Source organism: Nocardioides carbamazepini (assembly GCF_024614185.1).
Lineage (GTDB): Bacteria > Actinomycetota > Actinomycetes > Propionibacteriales > Nocardioidaceae > Nocardioides > Nocardioides carbamazepini.
Genome location: NZ_JAHTLF010000016.1, coordinates 1,157,183 through 1,183,700, shown reverse-complemented (window position 1 = coordinate 1,183,700; position 26,518 = coordinate 1,157,183). Strand labels below are relative to the sequence as shown.

The window sequence follows — 26,518 nt, the reverse complement described above, 5'->3', positions numbered from 1 at the left end:
GTCTTCGACAGATCGACGCCCGCTGGCGCGTTGGTGACCGAGTCCGCGTCGATCCGGATCCGACCGGGTGCCCCGGACCGCCGAGCTTCTTGCTCGTACCGGAACCGGCACCCGACCCACCGGCACCGCCGCCGACGTCGAGCACGGTCGCCGACGCCAGCTCGACACTCGGTGCGGACAGCCAGATCCCGCCGCCGGCGCCACCACCGCCACCGCCCGAGTTAGCGCCGCCGTCGGTGCCGGCCCGGCCGATCGCCGTGACCGTGCCGTCCACGACCAGTCGTTCGGCCGAGATATGGACGAAGCCGCCCCCGTAGGGGTGGTGTTCCAGCCCCTCAGAGATGTCTAACGACCAGCCCAGGATCAGCCCAGGTTCTCACGCCCCTCTCGGAGATGGCTGGGCCTGATCTGGGAAGCTAGTGTCGCGTGTCGTAAGTCTTTGAGTGGTTGGGGTCTGAAATCATGAGGCATGGCGAATCGTCCTGCCCCGCCGTTGGTGCTGCGTGATGGTGACCGCGAAGAGCTGGAGCGGTGGACTCGGTCATCGACGGTGCCGGCTTCGGCAGCCAAGCGGGCGCGGATCGTGCTGTTGGCAGCCGATGGGGTCGCGAACGCGCGGATCGCGGAGCTGACCGATGTCACCGCGAACACCGTGCTCTCGTGGCGTGGCCGCTATGAAGAACGCGGACTTCGAGGGCTGGGCGATCTTCCGCGGCCTGGGCGTCCGCGCGAGCTGGATCACCGCACGATCGTGGCCGAGACGCTGAGGCCGCCGCCGAAGAAGCTCGGGGTGACGCACTGGTCGACCCGGCTGCTGGGTGAGCGGTTGAAGGTCAGCAACGGCACGATCGCCCGGGCGTGGCGTGCCTACGGGATCAAGCCGTGGAAGGCCGAGTCGTTCCGGTTCTCCACCGATCCCGAGCTGGTCGGGAAGGTCACCGACATCTGCGGGCTCTACCTGGCCCCGCCACAGAACGCGATCGTCTTGTGTGTGGACGAGAAGTCCCAGATCCAGGCGCTGGACCGGACCGTGCCGATCCTGCCGATGCAGGAGGGCCGGATCGAGCGCAGGTCGCACGACTACTACCGCCACGGCACCAGCACCCTGTTCGCCGCGCTCGACATCGCTACCGGTCAAGTCACGGCGTCGTTGAAGAAGCGGCACCGTCACCAGGACTTCCTGGCGTTCCTGGCGTTCCTGCGTCAGATCGAACGGACCTACCGCGACGTGGTCGACGAGGCGGGCGACCCGGTCGAGCTGCATCTGGTGATGGACAACTACGCCGCTCATAAGCACGCGAACGTCCGCGGCTGGCTGGCTCAGCACCCGAGGTTCGTCGTGCATTTCACCCCGACCCACGCCTCGTGGATGAACCTCGTCGAGGTCTGGTTCGGGATCGTCGAACGCCAAGCCATCCGCCGCGGCGTCTTCAAGTCCGTGCGTGACCTCAATGCCAAGATCCGCGCGTTCATCGACGGCTGGAACGACCGCTCCCACTCGTTCGTGTGGACCAAGACTGCCGACCAGATCCTCGCGAAGGCCAACCGCTCAACTACTTCGAACCCACGCCACTAGCCGCCGTTTTTGCTCCAACTCGTCATTGGAAGACCGTCCGGATGCCCGGTCTGTCGAAGGTAAGGGCCATGTCCTTCGGCGAACGCCCCGAGTCATTTTCCGCGTCGGGGTCTGCTCCGGCGGCAAGCAGTAGTCGGATCAGGGCAGGGTCTCCACCCTGAAACCCGAACGCCGCACGCCACAAGGGCGTGTTGCCAAAGGAATCAGGCGGATCGACAGGAGCGCCTGCCTCGAGCAGGAGGCTGGCGACTTCGACATTGCCCTGCTGACAAGCTAGATGGAGCGCTGTGGCGCCGGACTTGTCCGCAGCGCCCAGGTCTACCCCTGCCGCAACCAGCGCGGAGACTTCCGAAACATCGCCCTCCAGCGCGACTTGGTGAAGCCGCGTCCGACCCTGCGGATCGCTAGCGCCGGTCATCGTGGCATCTCATACTTGTGGCTCATGTTTGATGTTGGGTCCTCATACCAGTAATGGGTGGGATCGTTTTCGTACTCGATGACTTCCTGACGAGTCCAGCCCTCGTCGCGAGCTCGCCGCTGGGTGCGCCACCATTCGAATCCTGGCCGATGGCCGAAATGCCCGGCCCCTTCGGTGATGGGCAGACCTGTGTTTGGATCGTACAGTTTCCCGTCGGGTGCTCGCTGAGCGTCCAGGATCGCCTTCTTCGTGCCAACACGGAGCTTCACCCGGTTCTTCGCGACGTCAACGGCCGCCGCCGCCTCGTCGAGGCCCCGAGCGGCGTCTTCGATCTTCCGGAGATCGCCCGCGTCGTCGGCCATCTCGGCGAGCCGAGCGAGCTTGAACGCCTTGCCTGGACCTGGCACGGCCATGACCACTTCCAGAAGGCACGAAACTGCACCCTCGGTACAGGCAGACGGGTCGAAGACCAGCAGCTTGAAGCCCTCCGCCAGCGTGAGTCCCGTCTTCGGGACTCTCTCACCGCTGACGACGCACCACACCTTGCTATCGACCTCACAGGCCGACATCTCCTGGATCGCGCAGCCATCACCGTTACCGCCGAATGGGCAGAACTTACCGGTCCCCCCGGCCGTGTCCGGGTCAAGATCGGTGACCTCATAGACCGTCACCTTAGCCAACTCGCGCCGACGCTCGCGCTCCGCAGCGTCAAACGCCTCCTGCTGGCGATCCAGAAGGCCCCGATAGGAGTCCCGCGCCTCCGCCGCGGCTTCCTTCGTGCAGGAACTGGGGTTGGAAAGGCACGGCGACAACTCGTTCCCACTGGGATCCACCGCCCGATGCCCGTCAGAGTCCATCAAGTTCAACGGGTTGCCGTTGACATACGCATACGTGTTCGCGGTCAACGGATCGGTCCCCACCGACAGATCGGTCGAGGGCGGCGCCACCCGATACGAATCCGGGGTGGTGAAGGCACCTGTTCGTGGGTCGTAGGTACGCGTGCCCATCTGGTAGCTACCCGTCGACCCATCACGGGTCATCCCGCGATACCACTGGCTGTTGCCACTCGAAGCCGTCTGCGACCCGTTCTTGCAGACCTTGTTCGCGTTCGGGCCAGTCGCGGTGTCGTACGGGATGCCGTACGGGCTGTACACGACCCCACACCCCAAGACCCCGGAACCGCCACCGGAGGCACCTCCGTTGCCGGTCGTGATGGCTGTGACATTCCCGTGCCCGTCGGTATCGAGGAACGCACGGCCCGCACCGCCACCACCGGGACCTGCAACCTGCTCATAGCCCACAGCAGCACGGTCCGCGTCGAGCTGATAGAGCACCGTGGGCTTCGAGAACTCCCCGTTGACCGCGTTGTTCTGCCCCACCAGGATCGGGACGAGACCGTCGTACACGTTGCGCGTCGTCGTGTTTGCACCCGCCTGGCTCGCGCCCGCGACAGTGATCTCTCGCTGCCGGTTCAGACCGTCATAGGTGTAGGTGGTTGTCTTGTCATCGCCGCCACATGCGCTTGTGTTGTTGACCTCGACCCGTCGGATCCGGTCGAACACGTCATAGGTGTTGGTGGCGCACCCATCGGACTCCAACAACCCGTCTTCGTCGTAGGAGTACACCCGACGATCTGGATCGACACCCCCAACCTCAGAGGCGGGGCCGTCTTGGACATCGATCGCGTTGTCCAGCTTGTAGGTCCACGTCGTCACACCACCAGCCGGCCCACTCCCGGAAGCGGTCGTGGTCTCCTTGGTCCGGTTGCTGTTGCGGTCGTATTCCCACGCATACCGGGAGACGTCCCCGAACCCCGGGTCCCACGTCTTGATCTGCTGCCCGGGGGTGTAGGTGTAGGTCGAGGTGAAGCTCCCGACCCCACCCGCTACCTCACCAGAGGCCTCCTGCCGAGTGATGTTGCGGTTGTTGTCGTACCCGTAGCCGTACTGACTGATGGTCGAGGGGCCGACGCTGCTCCTGGCTCCCGCCAAAGCGTCATTGGGGTGCCACGACCACTCGTTCGCATGGATGCCGGTCGCCGCCTCACGGAGCCGTCCAGCCTTGTCGTAGGCGTAGGACGTGCTCCGCCCCAGCACCTCAGACGCCATCGTGTCGGCCAAGTCGGCCTGGTTATAGGCATACGACGTCGTCTTCTTCACACCACCGGTCGCTCCGGCGGCACCGGTCTGGTCGCTGCGCACGGTGAGCTGACCAGCCGCGTTGTAGGCGTAAGTGTTCGCATTTCCGCCGCCAGCACCGGTGCCGGTCTCGCTCACCGTCCGGATCCGGCCATCGAGGTAGTAGCCCACATCGATCGTCACGTCACTGATCGGATCCGCGACCTGGCTGATGCCGCCCGACTGGGCATACAACGACGTGATCGCCCGCGACGTACCGTCCTCACGACCGATCTGATGATGCACGCGGCCGTTCGGCCCGTACTCCACCTTCATCGCACCACCCGAGTGCCAGGCCGGGTTCCCACGCACGCAATCACTCACCGTGCCCGAGGAGCAGCGCGCGGTCTCGGTCACCGACTTCAGCCCCGCACGCGTGTAGGTGTACCGCACCGACCGATACGACCCATTGGTGATCGGCGTGTGCGTCGCCACGATCAGGTTGTCATCAGTGAACCGGTTCACCACCGGCTTCCCACCGTTGTGCTCCGCCTTCGGGTTCAGCACCTCGACCGGGTTGCCCACCTTGTCGTAGGTGTACCTCGTGGTCGCGGTCTGCCCGATGTCGGGTCCGGGTGCGGTGATCGACGCCAGTCGGCCGTCGGTGGTCCACATCTGCCCGGTGTGATCGCCCTCCGGATTCTGGACGTCGACCAGGTTCCCGCCCGCGTCGTACCTGTTGAGCGTGACCTCGGCGACGGTGTTGCTGCCATCCGTATAGCCCTGCCCCGTGGCCTGCTTGACCAGACCGTCGCCGGTGTAGGCGGCCTGCGGCCCGTAGCCGAGGGCATTGAGCGTCCTCGTCGTCCGGCCCGCGCCGTCATAGGTCATTGTCGCAAGATCAACACGCGCAGTGCTGCCGCTCCCTGACCCGCTGGTCCGCGGGTCGGGCCCGCTGACCCCTGCGACCAGCCCATCCCCTGTGTAGAAGTACTCCAGATACCGGTTGTCCCCACCTACAGGAGCCGCTGTCGGCAGATACTGCCGCACCATGTTGCGGACCGGGCCATAGACGGAACGCACGACGCACACCCCGACCGTCGAACTGTACGCCGCCAACCCGTCGATGCGATCCGTGACCGGGCCGGTCGGGCACTGCGCGGTCTGCTGGTTCGTCCCCAGCCCACCGTCGTCACCACCGCCCAGCGAGGTGACCGTGGCGTCGTAGCGGGGCGCATAGGTCCGCGTCGCGTTGCCGTCGAGGTCGTAGTCGATCCGCTTGGCCGTGTTCAGGTTCGGCGCGGTCACCGAGGCCGCGTCCGTGAACGCCTGCGGTGGCAGCACCGCGGCGATCTGACCGTCGGCGTTGTAGAACGCGCGGGTCCGGGTGTTGGCCAGGCCGGACGGGTCGGGTGCTGCGACCGGGCCGTGTTCGAGGGCCGGGTCCGCCTGCCGGGTCTGGGCTCCCTCGAGGGTGTCGAGTGGCCGGTTCGCGGCGTCGTAGGAGATCGCGGTCACCGATCCGGTCTTCGACAGATCGACGCCCGCTGGCGCGTTGGTGACCGAGTCCGCGTCGATCCGGATCCGGCCTGGCGATCCGGCGCCTCCGTTCTTCTGGCGGTCGCCGGCGCCGGCTCCCGTGCCGCCGGCGCCTCCGCCGACCTTGAGCACGGTGGTCGTGGCCAGGCTCACGCTCGGGGCGGAGAGCCAGATCCCGCCGCCTGCGCCTCCGCCTCCTCCGCCGGAGTTGGTGCCGCCGTTGGTGCCGCTCTGGCCGGCAGCGGTGATGGTGCCGTCGATGATGACCTGTTCGGCGGAGATGTGGACGAATCCGCCGCCGTTGCCGCCCTTGCCGGCCGTGCCGAGGAGGCCGACCCCGCCACCGCCTCCGCCGCCACCGGAGCCCTTCAGGTAGTCGCTGCCGACCTCGGCGAAGTCGGGTGTGCCCGATGCCAGGCCTGGCAGACCGGGGCCGGTGCCACCCTGGCCCGGCTGGCCGTCGTCGCGGTGGCCGCCACCGCCGCCACCCGACGCGGAGAGCCCGAGCAGTCCCGTCACGCCGCCCACGCCGCCGTTACCCGGGTTGGGGTTGCTGGCCGGCGAGCCGGCACCGCTGAGCCCGTTGCCCGCCGTACCGGCGGCACCGCCCTGCTCCCCCTTGCCATCCATGGTCACCACGCAGGTCGAGCACACGGTCACGGTGCCGGTGGCGTAGAAGGCCAGGCCGCTGCCGGTGTTGGCCGCGGTGACATGGGCGCCGTTCTGGAGGGTGACGTTGCGGTACTGCGCGCCGTCGGGGATCTGGAACGGATTGCCGGCGCCGTTGATCGCCCCGTCGACGACCAGGTTGCCGTCGATGCCGGAGCCGGTGTTGAGGAAGCCCGGGGCGTTGACCGCGGTGACATTGCCCGAGTCGTCGTAGGACCAGGTCGTGGTGTTCGACTTGCCGGCCTCACGTGGAACCGTCTGGCTGGTGCGGCGGCCCTGGTCGTCGTACGTCATCGTCGTCTCGTGGTCGTTCGGGTCGGACACCGCGATCGTGTTGCCGTCGGCGTCGTAGCGATAGCTGGTGACCAGCTCGGTGGAGCCGCGGTAGCGCTTCTCGCTGACCGTTCGCCCGGCGCGGTCGACCTGGTAGTGGGTGGAGAGCCTGCCGGTGCCGGTGCAACCGCCTGAGGCGTCGGGCTCCCGGCGGGCACCGTTCCCGTCGAGGCTCGTGTCGAGCTCGCGCGGTGGGCAGAAGTCGAGCACATTGCCGTTGCGGTCGTGGTTCCAGCGGCTCGTGAGAGTCGTGTAGACACCGTCGTTGCGCGGGGCGTCGACTCTGACCTGCCGGCCGGCCGCGTCCAGCCAGGTCCGCGTCGTCTGGCCGGCGCCGTCGGTCGCGGTGATCTGTCGGTCGACGCCGTCGTAGGTCGAGGACGTCACGCAGATCTGGTGGCCGTCTTGGCCCGGGGTCCACGCGGCGGCCGTCGCGGTGCCGGCGCAGGTGGTGAGCTGGGGGTCGACCGGCCCACGGGTCGCCTCGCTGGTCAGCGGCCGGTTGACGTCGTCGAAGCTCGCCCGGGTCGCGACGCCACGGGCGTCGATCGTCCTGACCGGGTTGCCGTACGGGTCGTAATCCACCGTCGCGACCGTGCCGGTCGACCGGTGCTGCGCGCCGGTGGAGCGGACCGGGCGGCCGGCGGCGTCATAGCCGGTGGTCCGGTCGTACGCCGACGAGAGCACCTCGTTGCCACGACCGCCGCGGATCCGGCGGACCTGCCCGAGACTGTCGGTCGTCTGGGTGGTCAGGTTGCCGGTGGCGTCCCTGGTGCCGCGCAGGCTCCAGCCGGGAAGCCGGTACGGCGACACGTCGATCCCGGCGGTCGTCGGAGGCGAGGTGGCAGGGTTGGTGCCGTCCGCTCGCTGGTGGCTCGTCGTGGAACCCCAGACGGTGACCTTGCCCGCGCGGTCGGCCGAGGCCCAGGTGGCCCAGCCACCGGCGAGGGCGACCTGGCCCTCGACCCCGGGTACGACGACCGGGCTGGTCGAGTTGGCGGGGGTGCCGGGAGTCCCGCCGAGCTGGCCGGTGGTGTTGGAGCCCCAGGCGCGGATCTTGCCGTCGACCATCAACGCGGCTGCGCCGTAGCCGGCTCCGATGACCTGCCGTACCGGCCCGGCCGCCGTGCCGTCGCCCATGGTCGTGATCCGGGTAGGAGCGTTGCGTTGGGTGGTGTCGCCGAGACCGAGGTCGCCCTGGGTGTTGTTGCCCCACGCCCAGGCCTTGCCGTCGCGGGTCAGTGCGTAGGAGGCACCTGCTCCGCCGGACACGGCCCGCACTCCGCTCAGACCGCTGACCTGGGCGGGTGCGTTGCGCAGCGTGGTGTCGCCGTGGCCGAGTTGTCCGGCGTTGTTGGCTCCCCAGCTCCACAGGGTCCCGTCGGTCTTGACCGCCAGCGAGTGGAGGTAGCCGGCGCCGATGGTCGACGCGTTGTCCAGGACCTTGAGCGGGGTCACGTTCGACGAGCCGCCGGTCACGCCGATGCCGAGTTGCCCGAAGGTGTTGGATCCCCACGCCCACACCCGCCCGCGGTCATCGAGGGCCAGCGCATGACAACCGCCTGCGGCGATCGAGATCACGTCGGTCAGGTCACCGATCCGGACCGGGGTGGTGACGCCGGCTCCGCTCGCCCACACCTGTCCGTCGCCTGTGAGATAGACCGTGAACGCGCAGCCCGACAGTGCACCCGTCGAGGTCTGGGCCACCTGGACCACGTTGCTCATGCCCACCGCGCGGACCGCGTGCGAGCGAGCCGTGGTGGTGCCGTCGCCGAGCTCGCCGGACGCATTGGCGCCGGAGCCCCGGACTGTTCCGTCCGGGCCGATGGCGACCAGGGCGGTGTTGGAGACGCTGAGCGAGTCCGAGGTCACCGGCGTGGCGTTGACCTGGTCGGTGTACGCCGCCGACGGCGGCGCTGCGGCATTGGTCCAGTCGGCGCCGAGCGCCAGGCCACGCGTGGCATTGCGTTCCCAGGTGCGGGCGACGTTGCCTGCGGCGTCGTAGGCGAAGACCGTGTGCTTCCCACGGGTATCCACGACGGCCTTGAGCCAGCCTCCGGCCGAGACCGTGCCGGAGAGGTCGTTGTCGGCGTTGGCGTAGTAGCGGTACTCGGTGGCCTCAGGGCGGTTGGCGGCATTGGCCTGAGGAAGCCTCATCGAGGTCCGCTGGCCGGCGGCGTTGTACTCGTAGGTGGTGCAGGTGTGGGTGTAGCCGCCGCTGGTCGGCACGCTCGGACTGCCCGCTGGCGGGCCGGACACCGGCGAGGCGCAGGAGCCCGCGGGGACATTCGCCGACGCCGGCGTGTCGACCTCGCAGACCAGCCCGGTGTTGCCGCGGGCCGCGCTGCCGCAGATCGTCGTGGCCGCCGGCTTGTTGGTCGAGGCCAGTTGGCCGTTGGGCGGCATGTCGCGCCGGGTCGTGGTCAGGTGGTCGCCCCAGCTGTCGCTCGGGTCCGCGTCCGCGGGCGCGTTCCCGCGTGGGGAGAGCTCCTGGGTCTGGTCGGTGACGGCATACAGCGTGTCCGGCTTGATCCGGTCGCCGCCGACGGCTGCTGCGTAGTGGGCCTTGATCCGTGCCGGGGCGAGGATCTTGGTGTAGATCGCGAGCTCGTCGAGGCTCGATCCGGGACCGGCGGTCGCGGTCTGACCCTGCGTGGGGCTGCCCGCGAACTGTCCGGCGAGGTCGTTGTCGTAGACGACGAGCGTCTGCTTGACGCCGTCGACCCAGATCGCTGCTCCGGACGCGGTGCCGGAGCCGTCGTAGGTGTAGGCGACGTGATGCCACTCGCCGTCGGCGATCGACACCGGCGAGTACACCGTCAGGCTCTTGCCGGCGGCGACGTCCGAGGCCAGGTAGATCATCGGGTATCCGCCGAAGTTGCGGCCGACCTGGCCGAACGCGTTCGCCGTCCCCCAGGCGAAGGTGCGCTCCTGCTTGGTCGTGTCGGTCGTCCGCTGCCAGGCCTCGACGGTGAAGTCCGACGAGGACGCCGAGGTGCCCGACGCGAAGCCGGTGAGGCCGGGGATGGTTGCTCCCGTACTCGTCGTGGACTCCGTGACGGCGCCGTCACCGGCGATGACACCCGGGGCCCCCAGCCCGACCGCGGGGCCGTAGGTGCCGTCCGGTCCGGTGTGGGCGTCCATGGTCGTGCCGCTCGCGTCGCCCAGGCGCCAGTAGCCCAGCGGGCTGTCGTGGCCGACGGTGGACACATAGTTGCTGCCCGCGGCGCTCGACGCGATCTGGCCGCTGCCGCGCACGTGGTTGTCGAACGCCCGCTGGTCGCCGTTGGCGTCGAAGTACTGGTCGTGGCTGCCCCAGGTCGTGATCGCCGAGTTCGCGTCGGTCCACCCCTCGGTGGGTACCGGTGCGGCATCGAGGAGGACCTTCTGGCGCAGGGTCTGACCGAGCGTGCCGTAGGTGTAGGCGATCGCCTCGTCGTGGACGGTGACACCGTCGACGGTCGCGGTGGTCGCCTGGCCCGGGGGAACCGGGCCGGCGGACCAGTCGACCGGCTGCGCCTTGCGGATGGTCTGACACAGGTTGTGGTTCATCGGGCTGCCAGCGGGTTGGGCGCAGGACTCGATGCCGCCGGCTGCCCCCATGCCGTCCCAGAGATACCCGGCCTGCCGGAGGTAGGAGTCGCCGGAGTCCCCTTCCTCGATGACGCCGACGCGTCCCCAGTCGTCGATCTTGGAGTAGCGCACCCGCTGACACGCGTTGCCGCAGGAGGCGACCTGGTCCGGTCTGCCCATGTCCGCGGTGACATAGACCGGTGGCGCCTGCTCGTCGCTCGTGTTGTCGTGCCAGCCGTAGACGGTGGTCAGGCCCTTCGTGGCTCCGCCGCCGCCGTTGGCGGTGTCGTTGCCGCGCCGGTCGGTCACCTCGATGACGCGGTCGGGACCTATCGGCGCCGGCGCGTGACCGAACGTCGTGCGGTGCCCGCGGGCGTCGGTGACCGAGCACAGCTGGCCCACCGTGGTGGCCCCGGAGGGCGAGTCGTCGCAGCGCTCCGTCGAGGTGGAGTAGGTGTAGCTCGCGGACGGCCGGGCTGTGGTGGCGCTGCCGGGCGCCCCGTTGACGGGCGGAAGAGGGTTGCCCGCGGCCCAGACCTCGACCAGCCGCGGGAGCAGCGGGTCGGTCTCGTCGACGAGGTACGACGTCACGCGGCCGGCGGAGTCGGTGACCTTGACGTGCCGGTGGTCCTCCGGCGCTCCCGGGGCGTCGTAGTCGACGGTGATGACCGGGCACGTGCCGCCGTCGCCACAGGAGGCGGTGTAGATCTTCCAAGGACCGCGGGTCTCGCCCGCCTGGTAGTCGTAGCGGATCTGCTGACCGGCCGGGTCGGTGACCGCTGTGATCCGGCCGAGGATGTCGTAGTCGTAGCGCACCCGGTCGGGCCGGACCAGCGACCAGCCGACGTCGACGAAGCCGTTCTCCGCCGGGTTGTTGCAGCCGCTCGCCGCGGTGCCGATGTAGCGGAACAGGAACAGGTTCGACCCTGGCGGGCCGGTGTAGGCCTGGTCGATGCAGAGCTTGCCGTAGATCAGCCCCTCGACGGCCGAGGACAGCGCGAACCGCAGGGACTGCGGGTTGAGCAGCCCGAGGACGGAGTCGGCAATGCCGCTCTGGCCGGTGAGGTCGATCGGCAGGCTCAGGTCGCCGACCGAGGCGCCGACCGACCGGAGCTTGAAGGTGTGCCGGGTGCCGTCGCGGTCGATGTAGGGCATCGAGAGGGGCTGCAGCACGGTCTGCAGGTTCGGGATCGGGAGGCCGCCGACACCGAATCCACCGGCGAACTCCCCGGTCTCGCCGAGGTCGAACTGCCAGCCGGCCCCGATCGGCCCGCCGGGCGACATGTGGTCCTGGGAGTTGTAGACCCGTCCCAGCCCGAGGGCCAGTCGCCCACGGGTCTGCACCGGCGTGGTGTCCTGCTGCTCGATGACGAGGTTGCCGTTGGCGACGTTGACGTTGGCGCTCGCACCGCCACCCAGGTCGGTGCTGTCATAGGTCCACCAGTCCTCGATGCCGAGGCCGCCGCCGCACACCGTGATCTGGGCGAAGACCTCTGCTGAAGGTCCGCTCAGCTGGGCGGCGATCGCGGGGACGTCGATCAGCTCGCAGCCGCGCTGGGTGCCGACGACCGAGGCGAGGAAGTCTCCGACCCGTGATGCCCCCAGCGGGATGTCGATCCGAGCCAGGGAGGCGGTGAGGTCCGCCACCGCTCCGCACGGATCCAGCCCGGCCGGCGCACACGGCTGGAGAGTGGTGCCGTCCAGCTTGATCAGGCTTCCCGCCGCCAACAGCGTGTCCTGAAGCGCCGACGTGAGCGTCACACCCGTGATCGGCGCCGATCCGGCGTTGTGGGCGGTGATCGACACCTCGGCGGTGTCGCCGACCCAGAACACCGGCTCTTCGGCCGTGCCATCGGACGCGCCCGTCACCGAGATCTCGAGGATCGGCACCGTCACGTCATACGACCAGGTCTCCTGGACGATCGCGGTCGAGGTGACCCCACCGAACATGACCATCCGGCCCTGGCCGTCCGACGCCATCGCCGCGCCGCCGCGCCCCGCCGGAGAGGCGATGCCCACGGCCTTCGCCCAGTCATCGCCGGTCCACGCCCACGTGTCGTTGCGCAGGATCGATGCGCCGGCGTCGAAGTCGACGCCACCGAAGAGCACCATCGCTCCCTTGCTCGGATCCCGGCCGGGCCCCGCCTCGACGATGCCCAGACCTCGGTCGAGAGCCACGGCCGCAGAGGTTCGTGCCGGCGGACTGTGCGCCGGCGCCTGCTGCGTCCACACGGTGGTGCTGGGACCGAGGATCCAGGTGTCGCCCACCGCGTCACAGGCCGTCCAGCAGTCGACAGCCCCACCGAAGAGGACCAGCTGGCCCGTCGACGCGGAGTACGCCAGCGCGGCGTCACTGCGCGCCGCCGGCGCTCCCGCGGTCCCGTTGGCCTGGATCTGCGTCCAGGCATTGGCCTTCAGCTGCCAGGTGTCGTTGCGCTCCCCCGCGGTGGTCGCACCACCGAAGACCACCAATCCGTCCCGCGCGACGTCGTACGCCATCGACGCGCCGGTGCGGGCCACCGGAGCCGTCCCCGTCGGCGTGAGCTGCGTCCACGTGGTGCCGTCCCACGCCCACACGTCGTTGAGTGGAGCCGAGGCCGAAGCCTGCCCGCCGAACAGGACGACCTTGCCCAGCGACTCGTCCCAGGCCATCGACGCACGGAACCGCCCCGGCGGACTCGTCACCGGGAACTTCTGCACCCAGGTCGTGCCGGTCCACACCCACGTCTCGGCGAGCCCAGTCGCGCCGGTGCGACCACCGAACCGCACGACCTGGCCGCGGATCCTGTCGTAGGCCATCGCGGCCTCCACCGACCCGGCCGGTTGCGTGCTCGGGTTCAACTGGACCCAGTTCGGCGACAGGTACTCCCCAGCGGCCGGAGCCCCACTCCGCGCAGCCGAGCGCACGGTCGCCATCGCCGGGACCACCCCGACCCCGTCTCGCTCCGAACGAGCCGAACGCACCCGTCCGGACGGGCTTCCGGGTGACTGACCGCTCGGCTGGTCGTCACCGCCGGTCGCCTGGTCCGACGGCGGAGTGGTCGGCTGGTCGGTCGGCTCGTCCGTCGGCTCATCGGTCGGCTCATCGGTCGGCGCGTCGGTCGGCTCGTCGGTCGGCTCGTCCGTGGGCGAGTCCGTGGGCTGATCGGTCGGACCCGACGGCGTCTGCGGCGCCGGCGCCGGCTCGTATCCCTCCGCGATGGTCAGCGGAGCGACATCCGGCACGTCGTCGGCCTGGCGGGTCGCGTCGTACGAGCAGACCTCCGCCGTGCCCTCCTCCTGGAGCAGGGCGCCGAGCGGATCGGTGGCGTCGGCGCCCCCGCCTGCGGTGCCGCCCGCTCCGCCCTGCTCGACGCAGACCTTCTTCGACGTGACTCCGGGGCGCTCCACCACGTCCGACTGCGGCTCCTCCGGTGCGGGCAGCTTCGTGCCTCGGTCGGCCTTCGGACGCTTCATCGCCCGCAGTGGATCCAGTTCGACGTCGAAGGCGTCGCCCGCTCCTGCCAGCGGCGCGAGCGGATCCGGCCCGGGCTCGTCGGTGACCAGCACGACGGTCACCACGCCGGTGACCAGCACGAACGCCGCAGTGGCGAGCACCGCGACCCGACGGACCACCGTTGCGCCGGTCGGAGTGAGGATCCGGACCAGCCAGCGCCGTTGCGCGGCGGTGGTCCTGAGCACGGACCGAACGAGTTCGAGCGCACGAGAAGCCATCGGAGTGTCCCTCACCGCGGCCCGGCCCCCCAACCACGCTCACGCGAGCGTGATCGGCGCCACATCAGGGCAGCGATGGTGCTCGGCCCCCTCCCGTCCCGTCAATGGCCCGAAAGAGCCATGACCGGTCGGGACCCGGTCCCCTATGTCGATCACGAAAACGACCGATCCCCGCCCCTGCGTGCGGCAGGGACGGGGATCGGTGAAGGGGTCGAGCCGGTGATCAGCCCAGGTCGACGATGGCTGCGACGGGGCCGCCACCCTCCGGGCCCTGGTGGGCGGCGGAGACCGAGACGAAGACCGCCGGGTCACCGGTCACGGCGGCGGTGACGCCACCGACGCAGGACTTGATCTGGCGGTGCCAGTGCACGTCGGAGTCGTCGAGCATGGCGTTGCGGCGACCGCGGACCTCGCCGTTCTGCGAGGCCTCGCACTTGAGGAAGACGTTGACCAGCTTGCCGTCGAGGTCGGCGGTGCGCGGGCGCTCGGGCAGGTCGAGGCCGGCGTCCTTGATGGCGTTCCAGATGCCGTCCTGGTCGAGGGCGTCGGTCATCACCGAGTGACCGATGCGGTAGCGCCCGCCGACACCCTTCGCGTTGCCGACGACCACGATCTGGGCGACGTCGAGCTCGACGCCGGAGGAGCAGGACGCGACGGACGAGTACAGCTCACGGTTGTTCATGACGTCCGCGTCGGTCGGCATCTCGATCTCGCCGAGGGCCACGGCGATGCCGAGGCCGGTGACGCCGTTGGACAGGTCCATCGACTCGTGGGTGTGCTCGGTCCAGACCTCCTTGCCGCGGCTGTGCGCGTCGCGGATGGTGTGGATGGTGAGCAGCGGGGTCTTGGTCTGCACGTAGTGCACGTCGGCGACATCGGTGATCCCGGCGCGCTCCATGGCGACCTTCACACCGGCGGCGACCTTCTCGATCATCGCGACGTACCCGATCTCCTCGGGCAGGATCGGCTCGCTCATCGCGAAGCCGACCGTGAGGCGCTGCTCCTCGCGGCTCGGGTCGTCCTCGGCGACGTCGACCGTCGCGAAGATGGTGGCATGGGGGCTGATGACACCGTCGGTGCCGCCCGACCACACGATCGGGACCTGCTTGACCTGGTCGGCCGGGGCGCCCTTGTCGACGAGCACCTCGCGGAAGGCACGGTCGGCGATGATCCGGGTGTAGTCGTTCACCCCGCCGTTGCCCTCGGTCTTGCCGATGATCGCGATGACGCGGTCGGCCTTGAAGACACCCTCGTCGATGAGCTTGGCCAGCTCGGAGGCGTCGGCGACGGAGTGGATCGGGACCTTGCGGACCTCGATGGCAGAAGGCATGGTCAAGCTTCCTTTCGGGTTCTTCAGTTGGGCGTGACGATCGTTCCGGCGCGGCCGTCGGCGGCCGCGAGGATGCTGCTGAGGTCGGTGATGACGCCGCGCCGGCCGGACTCGGCCACGAAGCGGCAGATCGCGTCGACCTTCGGTCCCATCGAGCCGCCCGCGAAGTGCCCGTCCGCGGCGTAGCTCCGCATCTGGTCGAGGGTGACCTGACCGATGTCGGCGGCCTCGGGCGTGCCGAAGCCGAGCACCGCGTGCGCGACGTCGGTGGCGATGACGAGGAGGTCGACCTCGATCGCCTGGGCGAGCAGGGCCGCGCCCAGGTCCTTGTCGATGACCGCCTCGACGCCGGCGAGGGAGCCGTCGGGTCGGCGTACGGTCGGGATGCCGCCACCGCCGTTGGCGACGACGACGAAGCCGGCCTCGACCAGCGCGACGGCGGCCGGCGCGTCGAGGACCTCGAGCGGCTCGGGCGAGGCGACCATCCGCCGCCACCCGCGCTCACCGCGGTCCTCCCAGGTCTCGCCGTGCTCGATCATGGTGCGCGCCTCGTCGGCGGACAGGTAGCGGCCGACCGGCTTGCTGGGCTTGGCGAACGCCGGGTCCGCAGCGTCGACCCGGGTCCGGGTGACCAGGGCGGCCGTCGGCCGGGTCAGGCCGCGGGCGGCGAGGGCGCCGTCCAGCGCGTTCATCAAGATGTTGCCGAGGGTGCCCTGGGTCTGGGCCCCGCACCAGTCCAGCGGGACCGGGGGTACGACGGGCGCGGCGATCTCGTTCTTCACGAGCAGGTTGCCGACCTGCGGGCCGTTCCCGTGGGTGACGACGACGTCGACACCGGCGGCGACCAGGTCGGCCACGGCCTCCATCGCCTCGGTCGCGGCCGCGATCTGGTCCTCCGGTCGGGCCTTCCCGTCCGGGGACGTCATCGCGTTGCCACCGAGCGCCAGCAGGATCCTCATGCAGCGAACCTAGTGAGCCGGATCACCGGCGTTCATCGTGGAGAACAGCCAACTCGAAGCACGAAGGCTGGCAACACCTGCCAGCGGACCAGCGATGGCATAAGATGCCAATGGAGGTGGAGAGTCATGGCGACACGGAACGTGGTGCTGACCCGGCAGCAGGAGGAGCTGATCGCGGCGCTCGTCGCGGAAGGCAGGTTCCAGAACGCGAGCGAGGTGCTGCGCGAGGGTCTTCGACTGGTCGAGAAGGACCAGCTCGAGCTCCGCGCACGACTGGCAGCGTTCCAACGGGAGGCACAACGTGGCTGGGACGACGAGGCGGCTGGGCGCTCCACCGACCTCACCGCGGACGAGCTCCCCGATCACATCGCCATGCTCAGCGCCCGCGCAGCCCGGGAAGCCGCCGACGCCGGCTGATGCCGTCCTTCCGGTTCGTCCACGCCGCCGACCTGGACGTCGTGGACATCCTCGCCCGATCCCAACGCGACTTCGGCGATGTCGCTCGAACGCGCTACGCGAGCCTCATCGCCGCGGCCGCGCAGCATGCGGCCGAGCATCCGGACGGGGTGGACTTCCAGACCCATGTGGACCTGGGCGACGGCGTCCTGACATGGCACCTCAAGCAGAGCATCAGCCGCTGCCCGGCTCCCCGAGTCCGTCATCCGGTCCACATCCTCGTGTGCAGGTGGCGTGGTGACGTGCTGGTCGTCGGCCGTGTCCTCCACGAGCGGATGGATCCGACGCGCTATCTGGACCCGACCCTGGGCTGGGACTGACTCTCAGCCCAGATCGCGCGCCAGCACCTCGGCGACCGACGTGGGCAGGCGCCCCAGCAGCGCCCGCAGGGGCACGCCGCCGGTGGGCAGTCCGTGGTCGTCGTAGTAGTCGAACATCGCTCGCAGCCAGGGGTGCACGTCGCCGTCGGCGGGGACGCGTCGCGCGGTGACGCCGGCAGCGGCGGCGACGTCGGCGACACTCACCAGCGCCGGGCCACCGAGCTCGTAGGTCGCGCCGACGTGCCCCTCACCGGTCAGCACCGCCGCGGTCGCGGCCGCGACGTCGTGCAGGTCGACCATCCCGAACGGGGTGTCGACGGCGTAGGGGACCTCCAGCCCGCCGGCCGCCGACGACCGGGCCGAGCGCAGCGCCGGCAGCAGGTTCTGGAGGTAGGCGCAGGGCTGCAGGATCGTCCAGGCCAGGCCGGAGCGACGCACGAGGTCCTCCGACACGGCCTTGCCGAGGTGGTGCGGCATGGCGGGGACATAGGGCGAGGCCACCGAGTGGTAGCTCACCCGGCCGACGCCGACCTCGGTGGCGGCGGTGAGCACCGCGGCGACGTAGGCCGGCTCGTCGGGGTGCAGGTTGGGGGCGATGACGTGCACGGCGTCCGCCCCGGCCAGAGCGGCCGGGAGGTCGTCGAACGCGGCCCGGCCCAGGGGGCGGGTCGCCACGCCCGCCTGGGCCAGGGCCGCGCCGACCGCGCGACCGGTCTTGCCGGATCCCCCGAGGATCGCGACCTTCATCGTCGTCCTCGTGTCCTAGAGGATGTCCACGGCGGCCGCGGCGGCGCCACCGGAGAGGGTGCCGTAGCCGGGACCCCGGTCGAAGAAGGCGTCGTCCTCGGCCGGCACCGGACGGGAGGCCCGCTCGGCGGCGGTCGCGGCGGCGTCGTACCCGAGGCTGTCGTCGTCGAGCGCGCCGGTGAGGACCACGCCGTAGTCGGCGAGCGCCGCCTCCGGGGAGACCTTGCGCCACACGACGTCGCGCACGACCAGCTCCGCGTCGCGCTCGAGCGGGTTGCCCCAGCCGCCGCCGCCGGTGGTGCGGATCCGGATCGTCTCGCCCGCCACGACCGGCTCGGCGTCGGCGAGGGCGTCGACCTCCCGCTCGTTGGGGCCGCCCGCGTCGATGGTGACCTGGAACGGCTTGCCGGCCTTGCCGCCCTTCACGCCCCAGCAGGCCAGGATCGAGCGGTCCGCGATGGACATGAAGTCCGCGTCCTTGAGCATCCGGATGTGCTTCTCGTAGCCGAGCCCCCCGCGGAACTGACCGGCGCCGCCGGAGTCCATGGCGAGACCGAGCGACTCGACGACGAACGGGAAGCGCGACTCGGTGAACTCCGAGGGCAGGTTCCGCGAGTCCGGCACGACGTGGATGGTGTCCTCGCCGTCCGCGTAGTAGCGGCCGCCCGAGCCGCCGCCGAGCACCTCGCGCATGAGGTACGAGCGACCCTCGAGGTCCTCGCCGTAGACACCGGTGTAGCGGATCGTCTCCTGGTCGGCGGGCATCTTGCCGTCGACCGCCTTGGCGATCACACCGGCGAGGACGCCGAGCAGACGCAGGATCACGAACGTGCGGGCGTTGGTCGGCGCCGGGAAGACCGGCGTGAGCAGCGTGCCCGGGGGCGGGAACCGCATCTCGATCAGGGGCACGACGCCCTCGTTGACGTCGAGCTCCGCCATCCGCTCCGGGGTGTCGGCCAGGTTGCGCAGGATCGGCGCGAGCCACTTCTTGAGGAAGGCGCCGTCGGCGTAGTCGCCACAGTGGTTGATCGGGCCCTTGGCCTGCGGGCCGGTGCCCGCGAAGTCGAGGATCAGCCGCTCGCCGTCGGCGTCGTCGGCCGACGTACGGGTCAGCGTGATCCGCTGCGTGTGCAGCTTCGGGTCGTCGACACCGTCGTGCTCGGCGTAGTCCTCCCAGGTCCAGGTGCCGACCGGGATCTTCGAGAGGATCTCGCGGCGGTAGGTCTCCGTGGACCGGTCGATGACGGCGTCGAAGCACGCCTCGACGGTCTCGATGCCGTAGCGGTCGAACAACTCGCCCAGGCGCCGGGCGCCCATCAGGCAGGCCGAGCACTCGGCGTCGAGGTCGGCGGCCAGTGACTCGGGCATCCGCGAGTTGCGCGTCATGATCCGCAGCGCGGCCTTGTTGGGCACGCCGGCGTCCCACAGCTTGATCGGGGGGACGGCGAGGCCCTCCTCGTACACGCTGGTGGCATGCGAGGGCATCGAGCCGGGCACCGCGCCGCCGATGTCGTCGTGGTGGCCGAAGGCCTGGATGAAGCCGACGACGCGCCGCTCCCCCTCCGGACCCGCGAACACCGGGACGGTGACACACAGGTCGGGGAGGTGGCCGATGCCACCCTCGGAGAGGTAGACGTCGTTGTGGAAGAAGACGTCGCCCTCGTTCATCTCCTCGATCGGGAAGTCCCGGGCGACCGGGTGCACGAGCGCGGAGTACGAGCGACCGGTCAGCTTGCGCAGCAGCCGGTCGTGGATGCCGGCGCGGAAGTCGTGCGCGTCGCGGATCATCGGCGAACGGCTGGTCCGGCCGATGGCGGTCTCGACCTCGTGCTCGACGGCGGCGAGCGAGCCCTGGACGATCTCGACGAGCACCGGGTCGGCGCTGCGGCCGGCGTCGGCGGTCAGCGTCCCGAACGGGAAGTCGGTCGGCGCGCGGCGCGAGGTGATGTCACCGTCGTGCGTGAACGAGCGCGGGGCGCCCGGGTTCTGGACAGAGACGGTCTGGCAGCTCAGGCACATGTCAGTTTCCCCTAGTCTGCTGGGTGCGCGTCACGATGATGTTGGCGTAGTCGTCGACCCGAGCAGTGAAGCCGGGGTGGATGGGCACGGTCGAGCCGAACTCCTCGATGATCACCGGGCCGGCGAGCACCTGGCCGGCCGGCAGGTCGGGTCGCCAGAAGATCGGCGTCTCGACGTACCCGGCCTCGGCGTCGAAGCAGATCGAGCGCGAGCCGGTCGGCTGCGGCTCCGGCTTCGCGGCGTCCGCGCGCAGGATCTCGGGGCGCTTGATCGGGCCGACGCCCGACACCCGGAGGTTGACGACCTCGACCTGCTGCGACGCGTCGCCTGAGAAGTCGTAGCCGTAGAGCACGCGGTGCTCGGCGTGGAAGCGGTCCGCGATCGCGGTCAGGGTCTCCGTGGTGATCGGGCCGTCCGGCACGCCGACGCGGACCTCGAAGGCCTGGCCGAAGTAGCGGACGTCGGCGGTGCGCACGAAGACGTGGTCCGCATCGGCGAAGCCCTCCTTGGTGAGCGCGGCCGCGGCCCGCTCGGAGAGGACGTCGTACTCGCGCTGGAGGGCGGTGGGATCCACGTTCTCCTGGAGGGCGACGTGGGTCTGCACGTAGTCGTTCTTCACGTCGACGGTGAGGAGGCCGAAGGCCGAGACGTTGCCCGGGTTCGGCGGGACGAGCACGGTCGGGACGTTGAGGATGTCCATCAGCCGGCACAGGAGCAGCGAGCCCGAGCCGCCGAACGTGGTCAGCGCGAAGTCACGGACGTCGAGGCCGCGCTTGACCGTGACCTGGCGCAGCGCGTTGGCCTGGTTCCACGCGGAGATCTCGAGGATGCCGGTGGCACAGGCCTCGGGCGAGATGCCGAGCTTGCCGGCCAGCTGCTGGATCGCGGACGTGGCGGCGTCGACGTCGAGCGGGATCTCACCACCGAGCAGGTGGGGAGGGATCCGGCCGAGGAAGACGTGCGCGTCGGTGATCGTGACGTCGGTGCCACCCTTGCGGTAGCAGATCGGGCCCGGGTCGGCGCCGGCCGAGTGGGGGCCGACCTTGAGGGTGCCCTCGGGCGAGAGCCAGGCGATCGAGCCGCCGCCCGCGCCGACGGTGACCACGTCGATCATCGGGATCTTGGAGGGGTACACCCCCACGCTGCCCTCGGTGGTCAGCGTCGGCTCGCCGTCGATGACGACCGAGACGTCGGTCGACGTACCGCCGCCGTCGGAGGTGAGGACCTTGTCGAAGCCCGCGACCTTGGCGATCAGCGCCGCGCCGAGCGCGCCGGCGGCCGGACCCGAAAGCACGGTGGTGATCGGCTGGTGGACGACCTCGTCGGCGGAGAGCACGCCGCCGTTGGACTTCATGACGTAGAACGGGATGGTCCGGCCGCTCTGGGTCTCGAGCCGGTCCTTGATGTTGTTGACGTACCGGCTCAGCTTCGGCTTCACCGCGGCGTCGACCAGCGTGGTCATCGAGCGCTCGTACTCGCGGTACTCACGCAGCACCTCGCTCGAGATCGAGACGACGGCGTCGGGATGCTCCTCCGCGATGATCTCGCGCATCCGCTCCTCGTGCGCCGGGTTGGCATACGCGTGCAGGAAGCAGACCCCCAGCGTGTCGATGCCCTTGGCCTTGAACCAGCGGGCGACGGTGCGGGCGCCGTCCTCGTCGAACGGGCGGATCTCCGCACCGGTGAAGTCGAGCCGGCCACCGACGCCCTTGACCAGGTCGCGGGGCACGATCCGGTCCGGCTTCACCCAGAAGTACGAGTTGCCGTAGCCGTCCGGCACGGACTGCCGGGCGATCTCCAGCATCGCCTCGTAGCCCTCGGTGGTGATGAACCCGAGCGCGTCCACCTTGCCCTCGAGGAGCTGGTTGGTCGCGACCGTGGTGCCGTGGCTGACGGCGACCACGTCGGCGAACTCCGCCCCCGCGATCCCGAGCACCTTGTCGATGCCGGCCAGGAACCCGTCGGCCGGGTTCCCCGGCGTGCTCGGGGTCTTGGTCGTGACGACCTCACCGCTGTCCTCGTCGAAGGCAACGACGTCGGTGAACGTGCCGCCCGTGTCGATGCCGATCCTGATCCGCCTCGCTGTCATGGCTCACATTCAAGTGAGCCAGATCGCTGCGCACGACGGCATGATCTGCCGAGGGATTCGGTATTGATGGGCAGATGTTGCCTCGTGGTCCGCTGGATGGGCGCGACAGTTTCGCCGGTCGACCGGCGAAACTGGCGCTTGACCGACGAAGTTCCGTCGGTCAAGCAAGAGTTTCGCCGGTCGACCGGCGAATCTGTCCGGAGGCCGCCGAACGAATCAGCGGGCAGCGAGTCCTTCGAACGCGAGCGCCACCTCGAGCAGCTGCCGATCGGCACCGTGCCGGGCGACCAGCTGGACGCCGACGGGGAGCCCGGCGGACGTCGTACCGAAGGGCACGGAGATGGCGGGGCAGCCGGTGACGGTGATGAAGTACGCCGAGCGCATCCAGTCGAGATAGGTCGCCATCGGCTTGCCGTTGATCTCGCTGGGGAACTCCTGGGTCGCCGGGAACGGCGGGACCTGGGAGACCGGCAGCACCAGCACGTCGTGGTCGGCGAAGAAGAGCCGCATCGTCTCCGACAGCGCGGTGCGCTGGGTGTAGGCGCGGGCGATGTCGGGGCCGGTGAGTGACTCCCCCGCCCGGATGTTGTCGGCGAGCGACGGCTTGAACGCGTCGGGGTGCTCGGCGAGCAGCCGGCCCAGCTTGGCCTGGAAGTGCCACGCGCGCAGGGTGCGGAAGGTGTCCTCCGCCAGCGACAGGTCGGGGTACGCCGACGCGACGGAGGCTCCCGCCGCGGCCAGCGCGCTGCCGGCGGCCTCGACGACCGCCGCGACCTCGTGGTCGACGTCCAGCGCTCCGCCGAGGTCCACGCTGAGCGCGACCCGCAGCCCCGCGAGGGAGGCCGCCACCGGCGACGCGAAGTCCGCGCCGGGCGCGCCCAACGCCTGCGGCGCCCGCGGGTCGGGGCCGGCCATGACCGACAGCAGCAGGGCCAGGTCACCGACGTTGCGGGCCATCGGCCCGCCGACGGACGTGGACTCCCACTGGTTGTAGAGCGGCCACTCGGGCACCCGGCCCAGGCTCGGCCGCATGCCGACGACGCCGCAGAACGACGCGGGGTTGCGCAGCGAGCCGCCCATGTCGGAGCCGTCGGCGAGCGGGACCATGCCCGCCGCCAGCGCGCAGGCCGCTCCCCCGCTGGACCCACCCGCGGAGCGGGTCGGGTCGACCGGGTTCAGCGTGGTCCCGAAGACCTTGTTGAAGGTGTGCGAGCCGGCCGCGAACTCCGGCACGTTGGTCTTGCCGATCGTCACCGCGCCCGCGCCGCGGACCCGCTCCACGATCAGCTCGTCGCGCTCGGGCACGTTGTCGGCCATCACCGTGGATCCGTAGGTCGTGCGCCAGCCGCCGACAGCGTGCGTGTCCTTGAACGCGAACGGCAGGCCGTGCAGCGGACCGACCTCGGCGCCCGAGGCGAGCGCCTGGTCGGCGGCCGCCGCGCCCTCCCGGGCACGGGACTCGTCGAGCGAGACGATCGCGTTCAGCTCCGGGTTGCGCTCGGCGATCCGGTCCAGGTGCAGGTCGAGCAGCTCACGCGCCGAGATCTCGCGGCGTCGTACGGCGGCCGCCTGGTCCCGCGCGGTGGAGTCGGTCGAGAGCACGGTCATCGACGACGGCCCAGCAGGCCACCGACGATCACACCGGCGAGGACGAGCCCGCCACCGACGACGACGCCCATCAGGAACGACTCGCCGCCACCGACGGCACCGACAGCACCGCTGAGACCCCCACCGGCGGCAGCCTTGGGGGCCGCCGCGAAGACGGGCGCGCCCTCGGCCGACACGGCCGGCTCGGCCGCGGCGATCTCGGCCGGCAGCCCGTTGGCGATGACCTTCTCGACGTTGCCGAAGAACTCGGCCGCCATCCGACGCGAGACGCTGGTCAGCATCCGCTGGCCGACGCCGCCGATCATGCCGCCGACGACCGCGTCCGCGTCGTAGGACAGGACGGTCTCCTCGCCCGAGCCCGCGAACGTGACGAGCACCGTCGCGTCGATCGTGCCCGGGGCACCCGCGCCCTTCAGCTTCATCGTCAGGCCCTCGCCCTCGCGCAGGTCCTCGAGCACGCAGGACCCCGAGTAGGTCCCCTTGATCGCGGCGACACCGGCGCTGACGGTCATCGCGTAGGCGTTCTCGCCGGTCGCCTCCAGCCGCTCGCAGCCAGGGATGGTCGCCACCAGGACGCGCGGGTCGAGGATGGCCCCCCAGACCTTCTCGACGGGGGCGGCGATGGTGTTCTGGCCGGAGATCTTCACTTCGACTCCTCGGAGCTGGCGTGGACCGCCCGGAGCGCGAACAGCTCCGACGGCGAGATGGGCATGGCAGTGATGCCAAAGGACGGAAGGGCAGACCGCTCGGCGTCCTCGATGGCGGCGGCGAAGGCGGCGGACCCGGGGATCACGCCGGCCTCACCCGCGCCCTTGATGCCGAGCGGGTTGAGCGGAGACGGGGTCTCCAGGTGGTCGATCTCGATGCTGGTCGGCACCTCGGTGACGTAGGGCATCAGGAAGTCCATGAACGACGCGTTGAGCAGCTGGCCGGACTCGTCGTAGGCCATCCGCTCGTAGAGCGCGCCGCCGACACCCTGCGCGACACCACCGTGGATCTGGCCCTCGACGATCATCGGGTTGATCAGGTGGCCGCAGTCGTGGACGACGGCGTACTTGAGGATCCGGATCTCGGCGGTCTCGACGTCGGTCTCGACGATCACGGCGTGCATGCCGGAGGCGAAGGTCGAGCGCGGCGGCGAGTAGAAGTCCGTGCCCTCCAGGCCCGGCTCGTCGTCCTCGGCGACCGGCGGCTTCGTCGGGTCGCCCACGTTGAACTGGGTGGCGGCCTTGGATGCCTCGTCGAAGGCGTAGCGCAGCGGGTTGGACAAGACGGCGATCGTGCCGAGCGGGATCGAGCTGTCGGTGCCCTTGACGCTGACGACGCCGTCGACGATCTCGAGGTCGTCGACGTCGGCCTCGAGCGCGTCGGCCGCGATCCGCAGCGCCTTCTCCTTGGTCCGCTTGGCGGCCAGGTGGATGGCCGAGCCGCTCATCACCGCGGCCCGCGAGGCGAAGGTGCCCACGGCGTACGCCATCCGGCGGGTGTCGCCGGTGGTGATCTCGACGTCCTCGAACCGCACGCCGAGCTCGTCGGCGACGATCTGCGCGAACGCCGTCTGGTGGCCCTGACCCTGCGAGGTGAGGCCGGTGGCGACCTTGACCTTGCCGGAGGTCTCGATGTGCACGTGCGCGCCCTCGTAGGGGCCGACGCCGGTGCCCTCGACGTAGCAGGCGAGGCCGAGCCCGACCCGCTTGCCCTCGGCCGCCTTGGCCGCCCGGAACGACTCGAAGCCGTCCCAGTCGACGAGCTCCTTGATCTTGTCGAGCATCGCCGGGTAGTCGCCGGAGTCGTACGTCAGCTCGCGGCCGTCCTGGAAGATCAGGCCCTGCTCGTAGGGGAACTCGTCGGGCTGGATGAAGTTCACCGCGCGGACGTCGGCCCGGTCCTTGCCGAGCGCGGCCGCGATGGCGTCCATCGTGCGCTCCATGACGAAGCAGCCCTGGGGCCGGCCCGCGCCCCGGTAGGGCGTGACGATGACGGTGTTCGTGTAGAGCGAGTCGAACTGCACGTGGTAGGCGCCCGGCTTGTAGGGGCCGAGCAGCTGCGTCGAGGTGATGATCGGGACGATCAGGCCGTACGGCGTGTAGGCGCCGTGGTCGTGCCAGAACCGCACGTCCAGGCCGAGCACGCGACCCTCGTCGTCGAAGCCGACCTCGACGTGGTGCTCCTGCGCCCGCTCGTGGGCCGAGGAGATGAAGTGCTCGCGCCGGTCCTCGGTGAACTTGACCGCACGGCCGAGCTTCTGCGCGGCGAGCGGGACGAGAAGCTCCTCGGGCCAGGGGTGGACGATCTTGACCCCGAAGCCGCCGCCCACGTCGGGCGTGATGACGTCGACCTGACCGAGGTCGAGACCGAGCTTGGCCGCGACGGCGGCGCGCACGCCGGTGGAGGTCTGCGTCGACGTCCACACCTGCAGCCGCCCCTGGTCGGGGTCCCAGCGCGCGACGGTGCCGCGGCCCTCCATGGGCATGCAGGCGCTGCGCTCGATCTTGAGGTCGAGCGAGAGCGTGTGGGGCGCGGCCGCGATGGCGGCCGCCGCGTCGCCGTTGGACTGCTCCATCCGCGCGCCGACGTTGCCGGGCACGTCGTCGTGCACGAGGTTCGCGGCGGTCCGGGCGGCCTCCAGGCCGACGACGGCGGGCAGCGGCTCGTACTCGACCACGATCCTGGCGAGCGCGTCCTCGGCGACGTAGCGGTCGTCGGCGACGACGAAGGCGATCGCCTCGCCGACGTAGTTGACCTCGTCCTTGGCCAGCGCGTACTGCGTGCGACCGTGGGTCAGCGTCGGGTGCGGGATGAGCAGCGGCAGCGGCTCGGCCATCGCGCCCTCGAGGTCGTCGTAGGTCCACACAGCGTGGACGCCCTCGACGTCGAGCACGGCGTCGACGTCGATCGACAGGATCCGGGCGTGGGCGTGAGGGCTGCGGAGGACGGCGGTGTGCAGCGCGTCGAGCGCCACGTCGTCGACGTAGCGCCCCGTGCCGCGGACCAGCCGGTCGTCCTCGACCCGCTGGACCTTCGCGCCCATCATCTTGGTCGTCATGCGGG

At 70.2% G+C, this 26,518-nt stretch carries 13 protein-coding genes; 3 read left to right on the top strand and 10 right to left on the bottom strand.

The window, feature by feature from the left end; translation table 11 throughout:
- The first annotated feature begins 469 nt into the window (after nt 1-469).
- Nucleotides 470-1,576 carry an IS630 family transposase gene (locus KVF89_RS18085; protein WP_257427481.1) on the top strand — a complete coding sequence of 369 codons (1,107 nt, stop codon included), beginning with the start codon at nt 470-472 and terminating at the stop codon, nt 1,574-1,576.
- Between the two features lie 22 nt (nt 1,577-1,598).
- On the opposite strand, the gene KVF89_RS18080 is transcribed toward KVF89_RS18085, so the two are convergent.
- The 4 genes from KVF89_RS18080 to KVF89_RS18065 form a co-directional block, all read right to left on the bottom strand.
- Nucleotides 1,599-1,994: an ankyrin repeat domain-containing protein gene (locus tag KVF89_RS18080; RefSeq protein ID WP_257427480.1), complete on the bottom strand. Its 396-nt coding sequence runs from the start codon at nt 1,992-1,994 to the stop codon at nt 1,599-1,601.
- A complete protein-coding gene (locus KVF89_RS18075) occupies nt 1,991-13,906 on the bottom strand; it encodes an RCC1 domain-containing protein (protein ID WP_257427479.1) in 11,916 nt (3,971 codons plus the stop codon). Before KVF89_RS18075 ends, KVF89_RS18080 begins: the two co-directional genes overlap by 4 nt.
- Before the next feature lie 256 nt (nt 13,907-14,162).
- Entirely contained in the window at nt 14,163-15,269 is a 1,107-nt protein-coding gene (bar, locus tag KVF89_RS18070) for a barbiturase (RefSeq protein ID WP_257427478.1), read from the bottom strand.
- Between the two features lie 23 nt (nt 15,270-15,292).
- On the bottom strand, nt 15,293-16,228 hold the full coding sequence (locus tag KVF89_RS18065; protein WP_257427477.1) for a carbamate kinase: 936 nt from the start codon (nt 16,226-16,228) through the stop codon (nt 15,293-15,295).
- Between the two features lie 126 nt (nt 16,229-16,354).
- On the opposite strand from KVF89_RS18065, the gene KVF89_RS18060 reads away from it, so the two are divergent.
- Together KVF89_RS18060 and KVF89_RS18055 are read left to right on the top strand one after the other, a co-directional pair.
- A complete protein-coding gene (locus tag KVF89_RS18060) occupies nt 16,355-16,645 on the top strand; it encodes a type II toxin-antitoxin system ParD family antitoxin (RefSeq protein ID WP_257427476.1) in 291 nt (96 codons plus the stop codon).
- Entirely contained in the window at nt 16,645-17,004 is a 360-nt protein-coding gene (locus KVF89_RS18055; protein ID WP_257427475.1) for a type II toxin-antitoxin system RelE/ParE family toxin, read from the top strand. The genes KVF89_RS18060 and KVF89_RS18055 overlap by 1 nt, the downstream gene beginning before the upstream one ends.
- Before the next feature lie 3 nt (nt 17,005-17,007).
- Here the strand turns inward: KVF89_RS18055 and KVF89_RS18050 are convergent, their stop codons facing one another.
- From KVF89_RS18050 to cutA, 6 genes are all read right to left on the bottom strand, one after another.
- Entirely contained in the window at nt 17,008-17,751 is a 744-nt protein-coding gene (locus tag KVF89_RS18050; RefSeq protein ID WP_257427474.1) for an SDR family oxidoreductase, read from the bottom strand.
- Between the two features lie 15 nt (nt 17,752-17,766).
- Nucleotides 17,767-19,770, bottom strand: a complete 2,004-nt coding sequence (locus tag KVF89_RS18045; RefSeq protein ID WP_257427473.1) for a hydantoinase B/oxoprolinase family protein — start codon at nt 19,768-19,770, stop codon at nt 17,767-17,769.
- Nucleotide 19,771: 1 nt separating this feature from the next.
- Nucleotides 19,772-21,859, bottom strand: a complete 2,088-nt coding sequence (locus KVF89_RS18040) for a hydantoinase/oxoprolinase family protein (RefSeq protein WP_257427472.1) — start codon at nt 21,857-21,859, stop codon at nt 19,772-19,774.
- Nucleotides 21,860-22,075: 216 nt separating this feature from the next.
- Complete coding sequence (locus KVF89_RS18035) at nt 22,076-23,467, bottom strand: amidase (RefSeq protein ID WP_257427471.1); 1,392 nt, start codon at nt 23,465-23,467, stop codon at nt 22,076-22,078.
- A complete protein-coding gene (locus KVF89_RS18030) occupies nt 23,464-24,114 on the bottom strand; it encodes an SRPBCC family protein (protein ID WP_257427470.1) in 651 nt (216 codons plus the stop codon). The genes KVF89_RS18035 and KVF89_RS18030 overlap by 4 nt, the downstream gene beginning before the upstream one ends.
- Entirely contained in the window at nt 24,111-26,513 is a 2,403-nt protein-coding gene (gene cutA / locus KVF89_RS18025; RefSeq protein ID WP_257427469.1) for an aerobic carbon-monoxide dehydrogenase large subunit, read from the bottom strand. Before cutA ends, KVF89_RS18030 begins: the two co-directional genes overlap by 4 nt.
- Nucleotides 26,514-26,518 lie beyond the last annotated feature (5 nt).